This is a genomic window from Herbiconiux sp. J20-20 (assembly GCF_057365085.1).
This window is the reverse complement of sequence record NZ_CP195122.1, coordinates 1360121-1374208: the sequence shown is the minus strand read 5'-3', so window position 1 is coordinate 1374208 and position 14088 is coordinate 1360121. Positions and strand designations below refer to the sequence as shown.

18 protein-coding genes are annotated in these 14088 nt (G+C 71.0%); 16 read left to right on the top strand and 2 right to left on the bottom strand.

The features are described from left to right. The first annotated feature begins 11 nt into the window (after nt 1-11). The 7 genes from rplQ to ACR3ZA_RS06560 all read left to right on the top strand — a co-directional run bounded on the left by rplQ (nt 12) and on the right by ACR3ZA_RS06560 (nt 5599). Nucleotides 12-539 carry a 50S ribosomal protein L17 gene (rplQ, locus tag ACR3ZA_RS06590; protein ID WP_473661214.1) on the top strand — a complete coding sequence of 176 codons (528 nt, stop codon included), beginning with the start codon at nt 12-14 and terminating at the stop codon, nt 537-539. An 89-nt stretch (nt 540-628) separates the two neighbouring features. Continuing rightward, nucleotides 629-1648, top strand: coding sequence for a GNAT family N-acetyltransferase (locus tag ACR3ZA_RS06585; protein WP_473661213.1), 1020 nt, complete (start codon nt 629-631; stop codon nt 1646-1648). A 52-nt stretch (nt 1649-1700) separates the two neighbouring features. Then, nucleotides 1701-2600, top strand: coding sequence for a tRNA pseudouridine(38-40) synthase TruA (gene truA / locus ACR3ZA_RS06580; protein WP_473661212.1), 900 nt, complete (start codon nt 1701-1703; stop codon nt 2598-2600). A 165-nt stretch (nt 2601-2765) separates the two neighbouring features. Continuing rightward, nucleotides 2766-3212, top strand: coding sequence for a 50S ribosomal protein L13 (rplM, locus tag ACR3ZA_RS06575; protein ID WP_473661211.1), 447 nt, complete (start codon nt 2766-2768; stop codon nt 3210-3212). 34 nt (nt 3213-3246) lie between these two features. Continuing rightward, the gene (gene rpsI, locus ACR3ZA_RS06570; protein WP_473661210.1) at nt 3247-3735 is read left to right on the top strand and encodes a 30S ribosomal protein S9; all 489 of its coding nucleotides are present in this window, start codon (nt 3247-3249) and stop codon (nt 3733-3735) included. Nucleotides 3736-3756: 21 nt separating this feature from the next. Continuing rightward, the gene (glmM, locus tag ACR3ZA_RS06565; protein WP_473661209.1) at nt 3757-5130 is read left to right on the top strand and encodes a phosphoglucosamine mutase; all 1374 of its coding nucleotides are present in this window, start codon (nt 3757-3759) and stop codon (nt 5128-5130) included. A gap of 28 nt (nt 5131-5158) precedes the next feature. Further along, nucleotides 5159-5599 carry a nitroreductase/quinone reductase family protein gene (locus tag ACR3ZA_RS06560; RefSeq protein ID WP_473661208.1) on the top strand — a complete coding sequence of 147 codons (441 nt, stop codon included), beginning with the start codon at nt 5159-5161 and terminating at the stop codon, nt 5597-5599. 43 nt (nt 5600-5642) lie between these two features. Here ACR3ZA_RS06560 and ACR3ZA_RS06555 read toward each other — a convergent pair whose 3' ends face one another. After that, nucleotides 5643-6203, bottom strand: coding sequence for an alpha/beta hydrolase (locus ACR3ZA_RS06555; RefSeq protein WP_473661207.1), 561 nt, complete (start codon nt 6201-6203; stop codon nt 5643-5645). A gap of 59 nt (nt 6204-6262) precedes the next feature. Here ACR3ZA_RS06555 and ACR3ZA_RS06550 point away from each other — a divergent pair, with 59 nt between their 5' ends. Continuing rightward, the gene (locus ACR3ZA_RS06550) at nt 6263-6613 is read left to right on the top strand and encodes a MerR family transcriptional regulator (protein WP_473661206.1); all 351 of its coding nucleotides are present in this window, start codon (nt 6263-6265) and stop codon (nt 6611-6613) included. Between the two features lie 24 nt (nt 6614-6637). On the opposite strand, the gene coaA is transcribed toward ACR3ZA_RS06550, so the two are convergent. Continuing rightward, nucleotides 6638-7585 (bottom strand): type I pantothenate kinase, encoded by a 948-nt coding sequence (coaA, locus tag ACR3ZA_RS06545; protein ID WP_473661205.1) that lies wholly within the window; start codon nt 7583-7585, stop codon nt 6638-6640. Nucleotides 7586-7628: 43 nt separating this feature from the next. On the opposite strand from coaA, the gene glmS reads away from it, so the two are divergent. The 8 genes from glmS (at nt 7629) to ACR3ZA_RS06505 (ending at nt 14085) form a co-directional block, all read left to right on the top strand. After that, a complete protein-coding gene (glmS, locus tag ACR3ZA_RS06540; protein WP_473661204.1) occupies nt 7629-9479 on the top strand; it encodes a glutamine--fructose-6-phosphate transaminase (isomerizing) in 1851 nt (616 codons plus the stop codon). 10 nt (nt 9480-9489) lie between these two features. Beyond that, nucleotides 9490-9861, top strand: coding sequence for a holo-ACP synthase (locus ACR3ZA_RS06535; RefSeq protein ID WP_473661203.1), 372 nt, complete (start codon nt 9490-9492; stop codon nt 9859-9861). Continuing rightward, on the top strand, nt 9858-10976 hold the full coding sequence (gene alr, locus ACR3ZA_RS06530) for an alanine racemase (protein ID WP_473661202.1): 1119 nt from the start codon (nt 9858-9860) through the stop codon (nt 10974-10976). Before ACR3ZA_RS06535 ends, alr begins: the two co-directional genes overlap by 4 nt. After that, nucleotides 10969-11484, top strand: coding sequence for a tRNA (adenosine(37)-N6)-threonylcarbamoyltransferase complex ATPase subunit type 1 TsaE (gene tsaE, locus ACR3ZA_RS06525; protein ID WP_473661201.1), 516 nt, complete (start codon nt 10969-10971; stop codon nt 11482-11484). The genes alr and tsaE overlap by 8 nt, the downstream gene beginning before the upstream one ends. 9 nt (nt 11485-11493) lie before the next feature. Beyond that, nucleotides 11494-12138 carry a tRNA (adenosine(37)-N6)-threonylcarbamoyltransferase complex dimerization subunit type 1 TsaB gene (gene tsaB, locus ACR3ZA_RS06520; RefSeq protein ID WP_473661200.1) on the top strand — a complete coding sequence of 215 codons (645 nt, stop codon included), beginning with the start codon at nt 11494-11496 and terminating at the stop codon, nt 12136-12138. Continuing rightward, nucleotides 12135-12608 (top strand): ribosomal protein S18-alanine N-acetyltransferase, encoded by a 474-nt coding sequence (gene rimI / locus ACR3ZA_RS06515; RefSeq protein WP_473661199.1) that lies wholly within the window; start codon nt 12135-12137, stop codon nt 12606-12608. Before tsaB ends, rimI begins: the two co-directional genes overlap by 4 nt. Then, the gene (tsaD, locus tag ACR3ZA_RS06510) at nt 12605-13657 is read left to right on the top strand and encodes a tRNA (adenosine(37)-N6)-threonylcarbamoyltransferase complex transferase subunit TsaD (RefSeq protein ID WP_473661198.1); all 1053 of its coding nucleotides are present in this window, start codon (nt 12605-12607) and stop codon (nt 13655-13657) included. Before rimI ends, tsaD begins: the two co-directional genes overlap by 4 nt. A 107-nt stretch (nt 13658-13764) precedes the next feature. Continuing rightward, entirely contained in the window at nt 13765-14085 is a 321-nt protein-coding gene (locus tag ACR3ZA_RS06505) for a hypothetical protein (RefSeq protein WP_473661197.1), read from the top strand. Nucleotides 14086-14088 lie beyond the last annotated feature (3 nt).

Here is a 14088-nt window from a genome sequence, read left to right as displayed (position 1 = left end):
GGAAAAACGACATGCCTAAGCCTACGAAGGGACCCCGCCTCGGAGGCGGACCCGCCCACGAGCGTCTGCTCCTCGCGAACCTCGCGGCGGCGCTCTTCACCCACAAGAGCATCCAGACGACCGAGACGAAGGCCAAGCGCCTGCGTCCGCTCGCGGAGCGCCTCATCACGTTCGCCAAGCGCGGCGACCTGCACGCGCGCCGTCGCGTGCTGTCGGTCATCTCGGACAAGGGCGTCGTGCACGAGCTCTTCACCGAGATCGCGCCGCTCGTCGCCGAGCGTGAGGGCGGCTACACCCGCATCACGAAGACCGGCTACCGCAAGGGCGACAACGCGCCGATGGCCGTGATCGAGCTCGTTCTCGAGCCCGTCACGAAGAAGGCCAAGCCGGCGAAGGCCGCGGCGGCTCCCGCCAAGGCCGAGCCCGTCGCCGAGGAAGCCCCCGTTGAGGAGGCGCCGGTCGAGGAGACCCCCGTCGAGGAGGCTCCCGTTGAGGACGCCCCCGCCGAGGACGCGGCCGCGGAGAACGACGAGAAGTAGTCGTCGAGAGATTCGACACGGAATGGGGGCCCCTCGGGGCCCCCATTCTTCGTCTCGCCGAGAAAGAAGCGATCCGCTAGATTCACCGCATGACGATGAGTTCGCTGCGCGAACGGCTCGGCGCGGTGGAGGCGCCGCGTCGCCCGGCTGACACGGCCGAGATCACCTGGCGGCCCGCCACGATCGAGGACGTCCCCGCGGTGCTCGGCTTCTACGCTGCCCTGGCATCCGCCGACCACCCCGAGTGGGTCGAGACGCTCGAAGAGATCGACGAGGAGTTCCGCCATCCTTGGGTGGACCTCGCCCGCGACACGCTGATCGGGGAGACCGCCGACGGCTTCGTCGCGTTCGGGCACGTGATGGCACCACCCGACCCGGAGACGATCGCCCGCGCGATCCTGTTCGGCGGCGTGCACCCGGACCACCGCGGCCGAGGCCTCGGTCGCCAGCTGCTCGCCTGGCAGCGCCAGCGCGCCCGCGAACAGCTCGCCGCCGTGGATGCGGCGATGCCCGGCTGGATCATGGCATACGCCGAAGAGCGGACCGCGGATGCCCGGCGCCTCTTCGACCGTGCCGGGATGCCACTGGTGCGCTGGTTCTCGAAGCTCGAGCGCGATCTCACGGAGCCGATCCCCGAGATCGCGGTGCCGGACGGGCTGCGCTTCGAGCTCCCGCGCGATGCGGACCGCGAGGCGGTGCGCCTCGCCAAGAACGACGCCTTCCGCGACCACTGGGGCAGCCAGCCCACCTCGCTCGAGCAGTGGCACTCGGGATGGAGCCTGCCCACCCGCGCGGTCGAGCTCTCGCTGGTCGCCTGGGACGGGGATCGGGTCGTCGGCTTCGTCGAGACGCAGGTGAACCCCGACGACTTCGATCGCCAGGGCTATGTCGGCGGCTACGTCGCGCTGGTCGGAGTGGTCCGCGACTGGCGGCGACGCGGCGTCGCCCCGGCGATGCTGGCAGCGGTGATGCGCACGGCGCGCGCGGCCGGGCATGAGCGGATCGCGCTCGACGTCGACAGCGAGAACCCGAGCGGAGCGCTGGGGCTGTACACCGGCATGGGCTTCGTCGCGACCTCGCGCTCCGTCGCGCACGTCGACGAGCTGTAGCCGCGACCTCGCGTCTCGCCGCAGGGGAGCGGGTGCCGCCTAGACTCTCAGGGTGAATTTCGGAGATCCGTCGGAGGCGCCCGTCCGCGTGCGCCTCGATCTCGCCTACGACGGCACCGACTTCCACGGCTGGGCCAAGCAGCCAGGGCTCCGCACCGTGCAGGGCGAGATCGAGAGCGCCCTCGCGACCCTGTTCTCGCGCCACCTTCCCGCGCCGACCCTCGTCGTCGCCGGACGCACCGACGTCGGCGTGCACGCGACCGGTCAGGTGGCGCACCTCGACCTGACGCCTCCGCAGCTCGCACGGCTGCGCGTCGCGCGGCGCGGGGTCCGCTCCACCGACGACCCGGCGGTGGCGATCGGATCGCTCACCCGACGCCTCAACGGAATCGCCGGTGCCGCGGGCGACCTCTCCCTCTCGCGGGCGACGCCGGCGGACCCCGGCTTCGACGCGCGCTTCTCCGCGAGCTGGCGGCGCTACGAGTACCGGATCGCCGACGCGGTCGCCGTGAAGGACCCGCGGCTCCGGCGCTCGACGGTGTGGACCCCGGAAGAGCTGGACGTCGACCGGATGAATGAGGCGGCGACCGTGCTGCTCGGGCTCCACGACTTCGCCAGCTTCTGCAAGCCGCGTGCGGGAGCGACCACGATCCGCACGCTGCAGCACTTCGCGTGGCGCCGCGACGAGGCCGGCGTGGTGGTGGCCGAGGTTCGCGCCGACGCCTTCTGCCACAGCATGGTGCGGGCGCTTGTGGGGGCCGCCGTCGCCGCCGGAACGCGCAAGCTGGAGTCGGGTCAGGTGGCCGAGCTCCGGGACGCCGCCACCCGCACCTCGGCGTTCAAGGTGCTGCCCGCGCACGGGCTGACGCTCGTGGAGGTGGGCTACCCGGGCACGGAAGAGCTCGCCGCACGCGCCGAGCAGACCCGGGCCCGGCGCGCGCTCGAGGAGTGACCCGCACGCTGGTTTGACCGCACCCATCGCGATCGACTACGCTTGCGAAGTTGTGTCCGCATCCGCGGGCGCGACTGAGCCCTCCACCGCTGGGTTCCCCGTGATCCACGAGGAACGCACACCGGAGTGGGATTCACGAACACCTCGACAGAAAGCAGTCATTCCGTGACGCGTACGTTCAGCCCCACGCCGGCGGACATCAAGCGTGAGTGGGTCGTCATTGACGCGACCGACATCGTGCTCGGTCGTCTTGCCAGCCACGCCGCCGCGATCCTTCGTGGCAAGCACAAGCCCACCTTTGCTCCGCACATGGACATGGGTGACTTCGTGATCATCATCAACGCCGAGAAGGTGGCCCTCACCGGTCAGAAGCTCGAGAAGAAGCTTGCCTACCGTCACTCGGGGTACCCGGGCGGTCTCACCGCGACCAGCTACGTGGAGATGCTCGAGAAGCACCCCACGCGCGCCGTCGAGAAGGCCATCCGCGGAATGCTTCCGAAGAACTCGCTGGGCCGCGCCCAGATCAAGAAGCTGAAGGTCTACGCCGGTGCCGAGCACCCGCACGCCGCGCAGCAGCCCAAGACCTACACCCTGACCCAGGTCGCGCAGTAGCGCCGGCCGGACGATTTCAAGGATTCACGACACCATGGCGAAGATCGAAGATTCCCTGGCCCCGGAGCTCGCCCAGAGCTACAGCACCGAGACCCCTGCCGAGGCGGCTGCGGCCCCCGTGCGCGCACCCCTCAACGTTCCCGGCGCGGCCGTCGGTCGCCGCAAGGAGGCGATCGCGCGCGTGCGCCTCGTTCCCGGCGGCGGCTCCTTCACGGTCAACGGACGCACGTTCGAGGAGTACTTCCCGAACAAGCTCCACCAGCAGCTCATCAACGACCCGTTCAAGGTCCTCGAGCTGCTCGGCAGCTACGACGTGATCGCGAAGATCACCGGCGGTGGCCCCTCGGGCCAGGCCGGCGCGCTGCGTCTCGCGATCGCCCGCGCGCTCAACGAGATCGACCGTGAGAACAACCGCCCGGCGCTCAAGAAGGCGGGCTTCCTGACCCGTGACGCGCGCGTCATCGAGCGCAAGAAGGCCGGTCTCAAGAAGGCCCGCAAGGCGTCGCAGTTCTCGAAGCGTTAATCCCACCTCGGGAGGTACGCGATGTCGCGTCTCTTCGGCACTGACGGGGTCCGAGGGCTTGCCAACGGTGAGGTCATCACCGCCGGGCTCGCCCTCGGCCTCGCGCAGGCCGCCGCGGTCGTCCTGACGCAAGGACGGCACGCGGATGAGCTCAAAGCGCAGGGTCTGCGCTCGAAGGCCGTTCTTGCGCGCGATCCGCGCGTCTCCGGCGAGTTCATCGGCGCGGCTGTTGCGGCCGGGCTCGCCAGCTCCGGCATCGACGTGCTCGACGCCGGAGTCATTCCGACGCCGGCCTGCGCCTTCCTGGTCGCCGACGTCGGCGCCGACTTCGGCGTGATGGTCTCGGCCTCGCACAACCCGGCGGCCGATAACGGCATCAAGTTCTTCGCGCTCGGCGGCGTCAAGCTTCCCGACGAGGTCGAAGACCGCATCGAGCGCGCGCTCGAACTGCCCAAGCTGACGCCGACCGGCGGCGGTGTGGGGCGCATCCGCCGCTTCTCGGACGCCGAAGACCGCTACGTTCTTCACCTTCTCGGCACGCTCGGCAAGACCCGGCTCGATGGGGTGCACGTCGTCATCGACTGCGCGAACGGCGCCGCCGCGGGAATCTCGCCGCGCGTGTTCGCGGATGCCGGCGCACAGGTCACCGTCATCGGCAGCGACCCGGACGGCCTCAACATCAACGACGGCGTCGGCTCGACCTACCTCGACACCGTCGCGGCGGCCGTGCGCGAGCACGGGGCCGACGTCGGCATCGCGCATGATGGCGACGCCGACCGCTGCCTCGCCGTCGATGCCGACGGCAACGTGGTGGACGGCGACCAGATCATGGCGATTCTCGCCACCGCGATGCACGCTCGCGGCGAGCTCGCCGACGACACCCTCGTCGCGACGGTGATGAGCAACCTCGGACTGCGGATGGCCATGCGCGAGCACGGCATCTCGATGATCGAGACGGCCGTGGGCGACCGTTACGTGCTCGAAGAGCTGAGCGCCCGCGGGCTCTCGCTCGGCGGCGAGCAGTCCGGGCACGTCATCTTCCGTCAGCACGCCACCACCGGGGACGGCATCCTGACCGGGCTGCAGCTGGTCGCCGAGATGGCGCGCACCGGCAAGAGCCTGGCCGAGCTCGCGAGCGTCATGACGGTGTTCCCGCAGGTGCTCATCAACGTGCGCGGCGTCGACCGCCGCGGGCTCGCCGGCGACGCGGAGATCGCGGCCGCCGTCGCCGCCGCGGAGGCCGAGCTCGGCGAGACCGGGCGCGTGCTGCTGCGCCCGTCCGGCACGGAGCCCCTGGTTCGTGTCATGGTGGAGGCGGCCGAACAGGCCATCGCACAGCGCATCGCGGAGGATCTCGCCGAGATCGTCCGCACCAGACTGGGCACCGCCGACTGACCGGCGCGTCGCCCCGACGAGGAGACCCATGCCCCTGTCCGGCGAGTACGCCCCCAGTACGGTCGAGTTCGCTCGCGAGCAGGCCGAGCGCTACGAGAGCTCGGGCGGAACCGAGGCCACCGAGCGTCACGGCCGCCCCGTCGTGATCTTGACGACCGTCGGCGCCAAGACCGGCCTGCTGCGCAAGACGCCGCTCATGCGGATCGAGCACGACGGCGACTATGCGGTCATCGCCTCGCTGGGCGGGGCCCCCAAGCACCCGGTCTGGTACTGGAACATCGTGGCGCACCCGCACGTGGAGCTGCAGGACGGCCCGGTGAAGAAGGATTACCGTGCGCGCGAGGTGACCGGCGAGGAGCGCGCCGCCTGGTGGGAGCGCGCCGTCGCGACCTGGCCCGACTACGACGAGTACGAGAAGAAGACCGAGCGTGTGATCCCGGTGTTCGTGCTGGAGCCGTTCGACGCCTAGCGCGACCCGCCGGCGCCGGCGGCACGCTGACAGAGCTGCCGCATCAGGCGAGGGCGTCGTGCGCCGCAGGCAGCGCCGTGACGCCGTCGGACGCGAGGAAATGGCCCGCGCCCGGGACGATGCGAGCTGACGTCGACAACTGGCGAGCGAGACGGTCGGTGTGCGCGACCGGAACGTACGCGTCGTCGTCGGAGCGCAGGACCGTGAGCGACGCGACGCGCTCGCGGATTCCGCCGAGCGGGACGCCGTCCCCGATGAAACCGTCGAGTTCGGGCAGCGCGGGGAGCTTGTCGATGAACCCCGCGACCAGCACGAGCGTTCCCAGCCGCCACGGGCCCGGAAGCGCCGACAGGTGCCGCAGCACGGTCAGGCAGCCGAGGCTGTGGGCGATCACGATCGTCTCGCGGTCCGGCACGCCCACCACGGTCGTCGCGGTGGCCGTCCAGAGATCCGGGTCGGGGTGCGCGGAGCCGGGCAGCGCCGGCACCAGCGTGGGGATCCCCTCGGATTCGAGCTGCTCGGCAAGCCAGCCGAACCAGTGGTCGTGGGGTGCTGCGCGGTAGCCGTGGAAGATCACGGCCCGCTTCCGGGTTGTCGATCGCATAGGACGGCACGCTAGACCTTCTCGCTAGCGTGAAGGTCAAGTCCGAGGAGGGGAGACGGATGCTGATCAGTGAACTCGCCGCGCGCACCGGGGTCTCGGCCCGAGCGCTGCGGCACTACGAGGATCGCGAGCTGCTGGTCGCGGAGCGCGATGCGAACGGGTATCGCGTGTATGTCGAGCCCGACATTGCGCGGGTGCGGCAGATCAAGACGATGATCGACGCAGGCCTCACGACGCAGGTCATCCGCCGCTACCTCGACTGCGGGCGAACGGGAGAGCACGGGCCCGAGCTCGAGATGTGCCCGGATCTCCGTGCGGAGGTCGACGCGGTCGCCGAGCGGATCGATCGGCAGCGCGCCCTTCTGGACGGGACGAAGCGGCGGCGCTGCGCACTCACGTCCGCGAGCTGACCGAGTGAGCGTCGTCGTCGACGCCTAGATCTTGCGCAGGAGGACGCTCGACACGGTGTGGTCGGCGGCCTTGCGGAGCACAAGATCGGCGCGGGCCCGCGTGGGCAGCACGTTGTGCTCAAGGTTCGGGCCGTTGATCTCCGCCCAGATGGAGCGCGCCGTCGCGACGGCTTCGTCCTCGGCGAGGTCCGCGTAGCGGTGGAAGTACGACTCCGGGTCGGCGAACGCGCCGCGCTGGAGGCGCAGGAACCGCTCCACGTACCAGCGCTCGATGTCGCTGGTGCGGGCATCGACGTAGACCGAGAAGTCGAACAGGTCGCTCACCGCGAGGTGCGCGCCGCCGGCGGGCGGCTGCAGCACGTTCAGACCTTCGACGATCAGCACGTCGGGTCGGCGCACGCTGATGTGCTCGCCGGGCACGATGTCGTAGACGAGGTGCGAGTAGACGGGGGCGTGAACCTCGGCCACCCCGCTCTTCACCTGCGAGACGAAGCGCAGCAGCGCGCGGCGGTCATAGCTCTCGGGGAAGCCCTTGCGGCGCAGCAGACCGCGGCGCTCGAGCTCGGCGTTCGGGTAGAGGAATCCGTCGGTGGTCACCAGCTCGACCCGCGGGGTGCCCACCCAGCCGGCGAGCAGTTCCCGCAGCAGGCGCGCGGTCGTCGACTTGCCGACGGCGACGGATCCGGCGACGCCGATCACGAACGGGGTGTGCTGCGGTGTCTGGCGGAGGAACCCGGCGACGTCGGTGCGCAGCGAGCGCGAGCTCGTGGCGTACAGGTTCAGCAGTCCGCTGAGCGGGGCGTAGACCTCGGCGACCTCCGCGACGTCGAGACGTTCGCCGATGCCGGCGATCTGCGCGAGCTCGTCGGGTCGAAACGGCTGCGAGGTGCGCGGGGCGAGAGCGGCCCAGTCCCCGCGGTCGAGCTCCAGGAACGGTGTCGCCCCATTGCCGGAGGAATGGGCGTCGGACATCCCCCTCAGGATAGTGCCGCTTCGCCCACCTAGAATCGTCAGCATGTGTGGCATCGTGGGGTACGTCGGGCCGGGTAGCAGTGTCAAGGTGCTGCTGGGCGGCCTGAAGCGGCTCGAATATCGCGGATACGACTCCGCCGGAGTTGCGGTCCTCGACGACGCGGGGGCGCTCAGCACCCGCAAGCGCGCGGGCAAGCTCGGCGTTCTGGTCGACGACCTCGAGGCGGACCAGCTCAGCGACGGGCACACCGGCATCGGGCACACCCGCTGGGCGACGCACGGCGGTCCGACCGACGGCAATGCGCACCCGCACCTGGGCGACGACGGCAAGCTCGCGCTCATCCACAACGGCATCATCGAGAACTTCTCCGAGCTGAAGCAGGAGTTGCTGGATGCCGGAGACACCTTCACGAGCGAGACCGACTCCGAGGTCGCCGCTCTGCTCGTCGGACGCGCCTACCGCGAGACCGGCGACCTGACCGCGGCGCTGCGCGCGGTCGCCGTGCGCCTCGAAGGCGCGTTCACGCTGCTGGTGGTGCACCAGGACGAGCCGGGCGTGGTGGTCGGCGCTCGCCGCAACTCGCCGCTGGTGATCGGTCTGGGCGAGGGGGAGAACTTCCTCGGCTCCGACGTGGCCGCCTTCGTCGAGCACACCCGTCGCGCGATGGAGATCGGGCAGGACGAGATCGTGACGATCCGTCCCGACTCGGTGGTCGTCACCGACTTCACCGGCGCGCCCGTCGAGGCCAAGGAGTTCGAGATCTCCTGGGACGCCTCGGCCGCCGAGAAGGGCGGCTGGTCGAGCTTCATGAAGAAGGAGATCAGCGAGGAGCCCGAGGCGGTCGAGAAGACGCTGCTCGGTCGCGTGCACGACGGCGCGGTCACGCTGCCCGAGCTGGAGCCGCTCGGCGGTGTGCTGGCCGATATCAACCGGGTGATCGTGATCGCCTGTGGCACCGCCGCCTATGCGGGCATGGTCGGCAAGTACGCGATCGAGGCCTGGGCCCGCGTTCCGGTCGACGTCGAGCTCAGCCACGAGTTCCGCTACCGCGACCCGGTGCTCGACGAGCGCACGCTCGTCGTCTCGGTCAGCCAGTCGGGCGAGACGATGGACACCCTGATGGCGGTCAAGTACGCGCGCGAGCGCGGGGCGCGCACGCTGTCGATCTGCAACACCCAGGGCGCGACGATTCCGCGCGAGTCCGACGCGGTGCTGTACACGCACGCCGGCCCCGAGGTGGCGGTGGCCTCGACCAAGGCATTCGTCGCGCAGGTGACGGCGCTCTACCTGCTCGGTCTCGACCTGGCGACCCGTCGCGGCACGCTGACGACCGAGCGGATCGCCGAGAACGTCGCCGAGCTGCAGGCGATTCCCGAGAAGCTCGCCGAGGTCGTCGCCTCCGGCTCGGAGCGGATCGCCGACTTCGCGCGCTGGATGGGCGACACGCAGTCGGTGCTGTTCCTCGGCCGCCACGTCGGATATCCGATCGCCCTGGAGGGCGCTCTGAAGCTGAAGGAGCTCGCCTACATCCACGCCGAGGGCTTCGCCGCGGGCGAGCTCAAGCACGGCCCGATCGCGCTCATCGAGCCCGGCCAGATCGTCTTCGTGATCGTGCCGAGCCCGCGCGACCCGGGGTCGCTGCACAAGAAGGTCGTGTCGAACATCCAGGAGATCCGCGCTCGCGGCGCTCGGGTGATCGCGATCGCCGAGCTCGGTGACGTCGAGGTCGTCGCGCACGCCGACGAGGTGATCCGCATCCCGCTCGCCGCGCCGATGTTCGAGCCGCTGCTCGCGGTCGCGCCGCTGCACATCTTCGGCATGGAGCTGGCGAGCGCCAAGGGGCTCGACGTCGACCAGCCGCGCAACCTGGCCAAGTCGGTCACGGTCGAGTAGGCGGTCGGCGATGATCGCGGGGATCGGCATCGACATCGTCGATCTCGCTCGTTTCGAGCGGGCCGTGGCTCGGACCCCGCGACTGCGCGCCCGCCTGTTCGCTGAGAGCGAACTCGTGCACGAGGGGCGCGAGCTGCCCCTGCGCTCGCTCGCCGGCCGCTTCGCCGCCAAGGAGGCGCTCATGAAGGCGCTCGGTGAGACCGACGGCATCGCCTGGCACGACATGGAGGTGGTGCGCGACGCCGACGGCAACCCGTCGTTCCGGGTCAGCGGAGCTGTCGCCGACATCGTCGAGCGCCGAGGCATCGGCGCGCTGCATCTCACGATGTCGCACGACGCGGGCATCGCCATCGCGCAGGTGATCGCCGAGGCCGCGCCGTGACCGCGCCCGTGCGCGAGGCGCGCATCGACCTGACCGCCGTGCGCGACAACATCCGCGTGCTGCGCGAACACGTCGCGCCCGCGCAGGTGCTCGCCGTCGTGAAGGCGGAAGGGTACGGCCACGGAGCCGAACTCGTGGCGCGAGCGGCGCTCGAGGCGGGGGCCGACTGGCTCGGCGTGGCCGACATCGATGAGGCCCTGGCGCTGCGAGCCGCGGGCATCGAGGCGCCCCTGCTCGCTTGGCTCCACGGACCCGAGATCGACCTGAGCGCCGCGCTCGCCGCCGAGATCGACCTCGGGGTGAGCTCGCTCACCCAGCTCGAGCAGGCCGCCGAGCACGGCCGCGGTCGGGTGCACCTGAAGATCGACACCGGACTCAGCCGCAACGGCTGCGCGCCCGAGGACTGGATCGCGCTCGTCACGCGCGCCGCCGACCTCGAGGCCGCGGGCAGGCTCCAGGTGCGCGGCATCTTCTCGCACCTCTCCAACACCGATCAGACCGAGGATGCGCTGCAGCGCGCCCGGTTCACCGCCTCCGTCGACCTGGCGAAGGCAGCAGGCCTCCGCCCCGAGCTGCGGCACCTCGCCGCGAGCCAGGCCGCCATCACGACGCCCGAGGCGCGCTTCGATCTGGTGCGGCTGGGCATCTCGATCTACGGGCTGGCTCCCGACCCGAGCATCGACGCCGCCGCACTCGGACTGCGCCCCGCGATGGAGCTGTCGGGCCGCGTGGCGGCGGTGCGCCGCGTGCCCGCGGGAGCCGGGGTGTCCTACGGCTACACCTACCGCACGCCCGCCCCGACGACGCTCGCCCTCGTGCCGCTCGGCTACGCAGACGGCGTGCCGCGCAGCGCCTCCAATCGCGGTGCCGAGGTGGCGATCTCGGGAGCGCGGCATCCGATCGTCGGGCGCATCGCGATGGACCAATTCCTGGTCGACGTCGGCGATGCGCCGGTGCGAGTGGGGGATCGCGCGGTGCTCTGGGGCGACCCGGCCACCGGGGTGCCGAGCGCCGACGAGTGGGCCGAGTGGGCGGGCACCATCAACTACGAGATCGTGACGCGCGTCGGACCCCGCGTCACCCGCATGCCGGTGGACGGTGAGCCCGATGTTTGACCTGGTCATTCCCGACGCCGAGGCGATGGAGTCCCTCGGAGCACGGCTGGCGCCGATGCTGCGCGCCGGTGACCTGGTGCGCCTGGACGGCGAGCTCGGCGCGGGCAAGACGACCTTCACGCGCGGCCTCGGAGCCGCGCTCGGGGCCCGAGGCGCCATCACGAGTCCCACCTTCGTGCTCGCGCGCGAACATCCCACGACGAGCGGCGTGCCGCTCGTGCATGTCGATGCCTACCGCCTGAGCACCGGGCGCGACGTCGACGACCTCGACCTCGACCTCGACGGCTCGATCGTCGTCGTCGAGTGGGGCGCGGGCAAGTTGGAGGACATCGAGTCGTGGCTCGGCATCGAGATCGAGCGGCCGCACGGCGGTGCCCCGCTCGACGCGGAGGCCGACCCCGATCTCGCCGACGAGCCGCGGGCGGTGCGCATCACCGGGATGGGCGAGCGCGGGCGCGAGCTCGAGTCTGCCCTCTACGCCGCGCTCGACGCGGACACGTCGAACTAGGCTCGCTCTGTGCTTCTTGCGATTGACACCTCCACGGGCACGAGCGTGGCGCTCGTGGACCCGGAGCGCGGCGTGCTCGCCGAGCACACCGTCGCCGACACACGTCGCCACGCCGAAGTGATCGGCACTCTCATCGAGCGCGTGCTCGCCGAGGCCGGCGTCGGTCCGCGCGAGGTGAGCGGTGTCGTGGCAGGCATGGGTCCGGGGCCTTTCACCGGCCTGCGGGTCGGAATCGCCGCCGCGCGCGCCTTCGCCCTCGGAATCGATCGGCCCGTGCTGCCACTCGCCTCGCACGACGCTGTCGCCTTCGCCGCCGCGCAGGCGGGGCAGGTGCGTCCGATCCTCGTGGTGACCGACGCGCGCCGACGCGAACTGGCGTGGTCGAGCTACGGGTTGCCGGATGCGGACGGACTGCCGGTGCGTCTCGCCGGGCCCGCCCTGATCCTGGCGGCCGAGCTGGGGGAGTCCGGCCCCCCAGATGCCGGGCTCGTGGGCGAGTTCGATCGGATCGACGCCAGCGAGATCCCCGCGGGCGCCCTCGGGCTGCTCGCTGCCGCACGGCGCGCGCGTGGCGAGATCGGCGACGCGGTCGAGCCGCTGTACCTGCGGGCGCCCGACGTGACGCTCTCGTCGCCGAAGAGGGTGACCGGATGACGCGGCAGGTGAGGCGCGCGCGGCCGGACGACCTCGACGCGATCATGGCGCTCGAGACGGTGCTGTTCCCGGGCGACGCCTGGTCGCGAGGGCAGATGGCCGACGAACTCTCCTCCCCGCACGGCTACTACGTGGTCGCCGAGACCGACACTGGCCTGGATGGTTACGCCGGTCTCCGCGCCCCGCGCGGCACCGAGCAGGGCGACATCCAGACGATCGGCGTCGCTCCGTTGGCGCGGCGTCAAGGACTGGGTCGCACGCTGCTCGGGGTGCTTCTCGCCGAGGCCCGCGACCGGGGGATGCGCGAGGTTTTTCTCGAGGTGCGCGACGACAATCCCGCCGCGCAGGAGCTGTACCGCGCGCACGGCTTCGAGGAGATCGCCGTGCGCCCCCGCTACTACCAGCCCGACGACGTGGACGCACTGGTGATGCGGCTCGTCTTCGGCGACCCCGAGGTGGTGCCCGCATGAGCGAGCCGCTCGTTCTCGGAATCGAGACCAGCTGCGACGAGACCGGCATCGGCATCGTGCGCGGCCAGACGCTGCTGGCCAATGTGATCGCCTCGTCGATGGACGAGCACGCGCGCTTCGGCGGGGTCGTTCCCGAGATCGCCGCCCGCGCCCACCTCGAGGCGCTCGCGCCCACCATTCGAGCCGCACTCGCCGAGGCGGGCGTCGGCCTTGCCGACCTCGACGCGGTCGCCGTCACGAACGGCCCGGGACTCGCGGGCGCCCTCATGGTCGGCGTCGGCGCGGCGAAGGCCCTCGCGATCGCCCTCGACCGGCCGCTCTACGCCGTCAACCACCTCGTCGGGCACGTCGGCGCGGATCTGCTCGGCGGCACCGGCGACGAGCCCCTCGAGCTGCCCACCATCGCCCTGCTCGTCTCGGGCGGTCACACCTCGCTGCTGCTCGTGCGCGACCTTGTGAGCGACGTCGAGCTCCTCGGTGAGACGATCGACGATGCCGCCGGAGAGGCCTTCGACAAGGTGGCGCGGCTGCTCGGTCTGCCCTACCCGGGCGGGCCGCAGATCGATCGCGCGGCCGCGACCGGCGATCCGGCGGCGATCCGCTTCCCCCGCGGACTCACCGCGCCGAAGGACCAGGCGCGGCACCGCTACGACTTCTCCTTCTCGGGACTCAAGACCTCGGTCGCGCGGCACGTCGAGGCGGCACGAGACCGCGGCGACGATCCGGCGATCGCCGACGTCGCGGCGAGCTTCCGCGAGGCGGTCGTCGACGTGCTCATCAGCAAGGCGCTGGATGCCTGCGCCGCGCACGGCATCCCGCGTCTGCTGCTCGGTGGCGGCGTCGTCGCCAACGCCCGGCTGCGCGAGGTGGCGACCGCGCGCTGCGACGAGGCGGGCGTCGCGCTGCGCATTCCGCCGCTCGCGCTGTGCACCGACAACGGCGCCATGATCGCGGCGCTCGGGGCGCAGCTCATCGCCGCCGGGCATGCCCCCTCGAGCCTGGCGATCGGCGCGGATTCGACGCTGCCGGTGACCACGATCCAGTCCTGACGACCGCTCAGCGGCTGAGCGGCGCGCCGCCTCATCCGTTGACAGCCTCTGGGCGCACTGGAAGCATTGCCGTGCTGGGACACCAGTGCCTATCTAAGGAGACCTCCATGACTGACAGCACCCCGCCCCCGGCAGCCGCTCCCGCTCCGGCGCCCGGACCGGTTCAGACTCTGAGCCTGATCTCGTTCATCGTCGGCCTCGCGAGCTTCATCTTCGCGCTCGTTCCCGTCCTCGGGTTCCTCGGCGGTCTCGCCGCGGTGATCCTCGGATTCATGGGCAAGAAGAAGGAGCTCGCCGCTCCGAAGTGGATGTGGCTGGTCGGCATCATCGCCGGTTTCGTGGCGATCGCCATCAACATCATCTTCGTGGTCGTGTCGATCATCCTGCCGCTCATCTTCGTGGCGAGCTACGGCACCTACGGCTACTAAGCA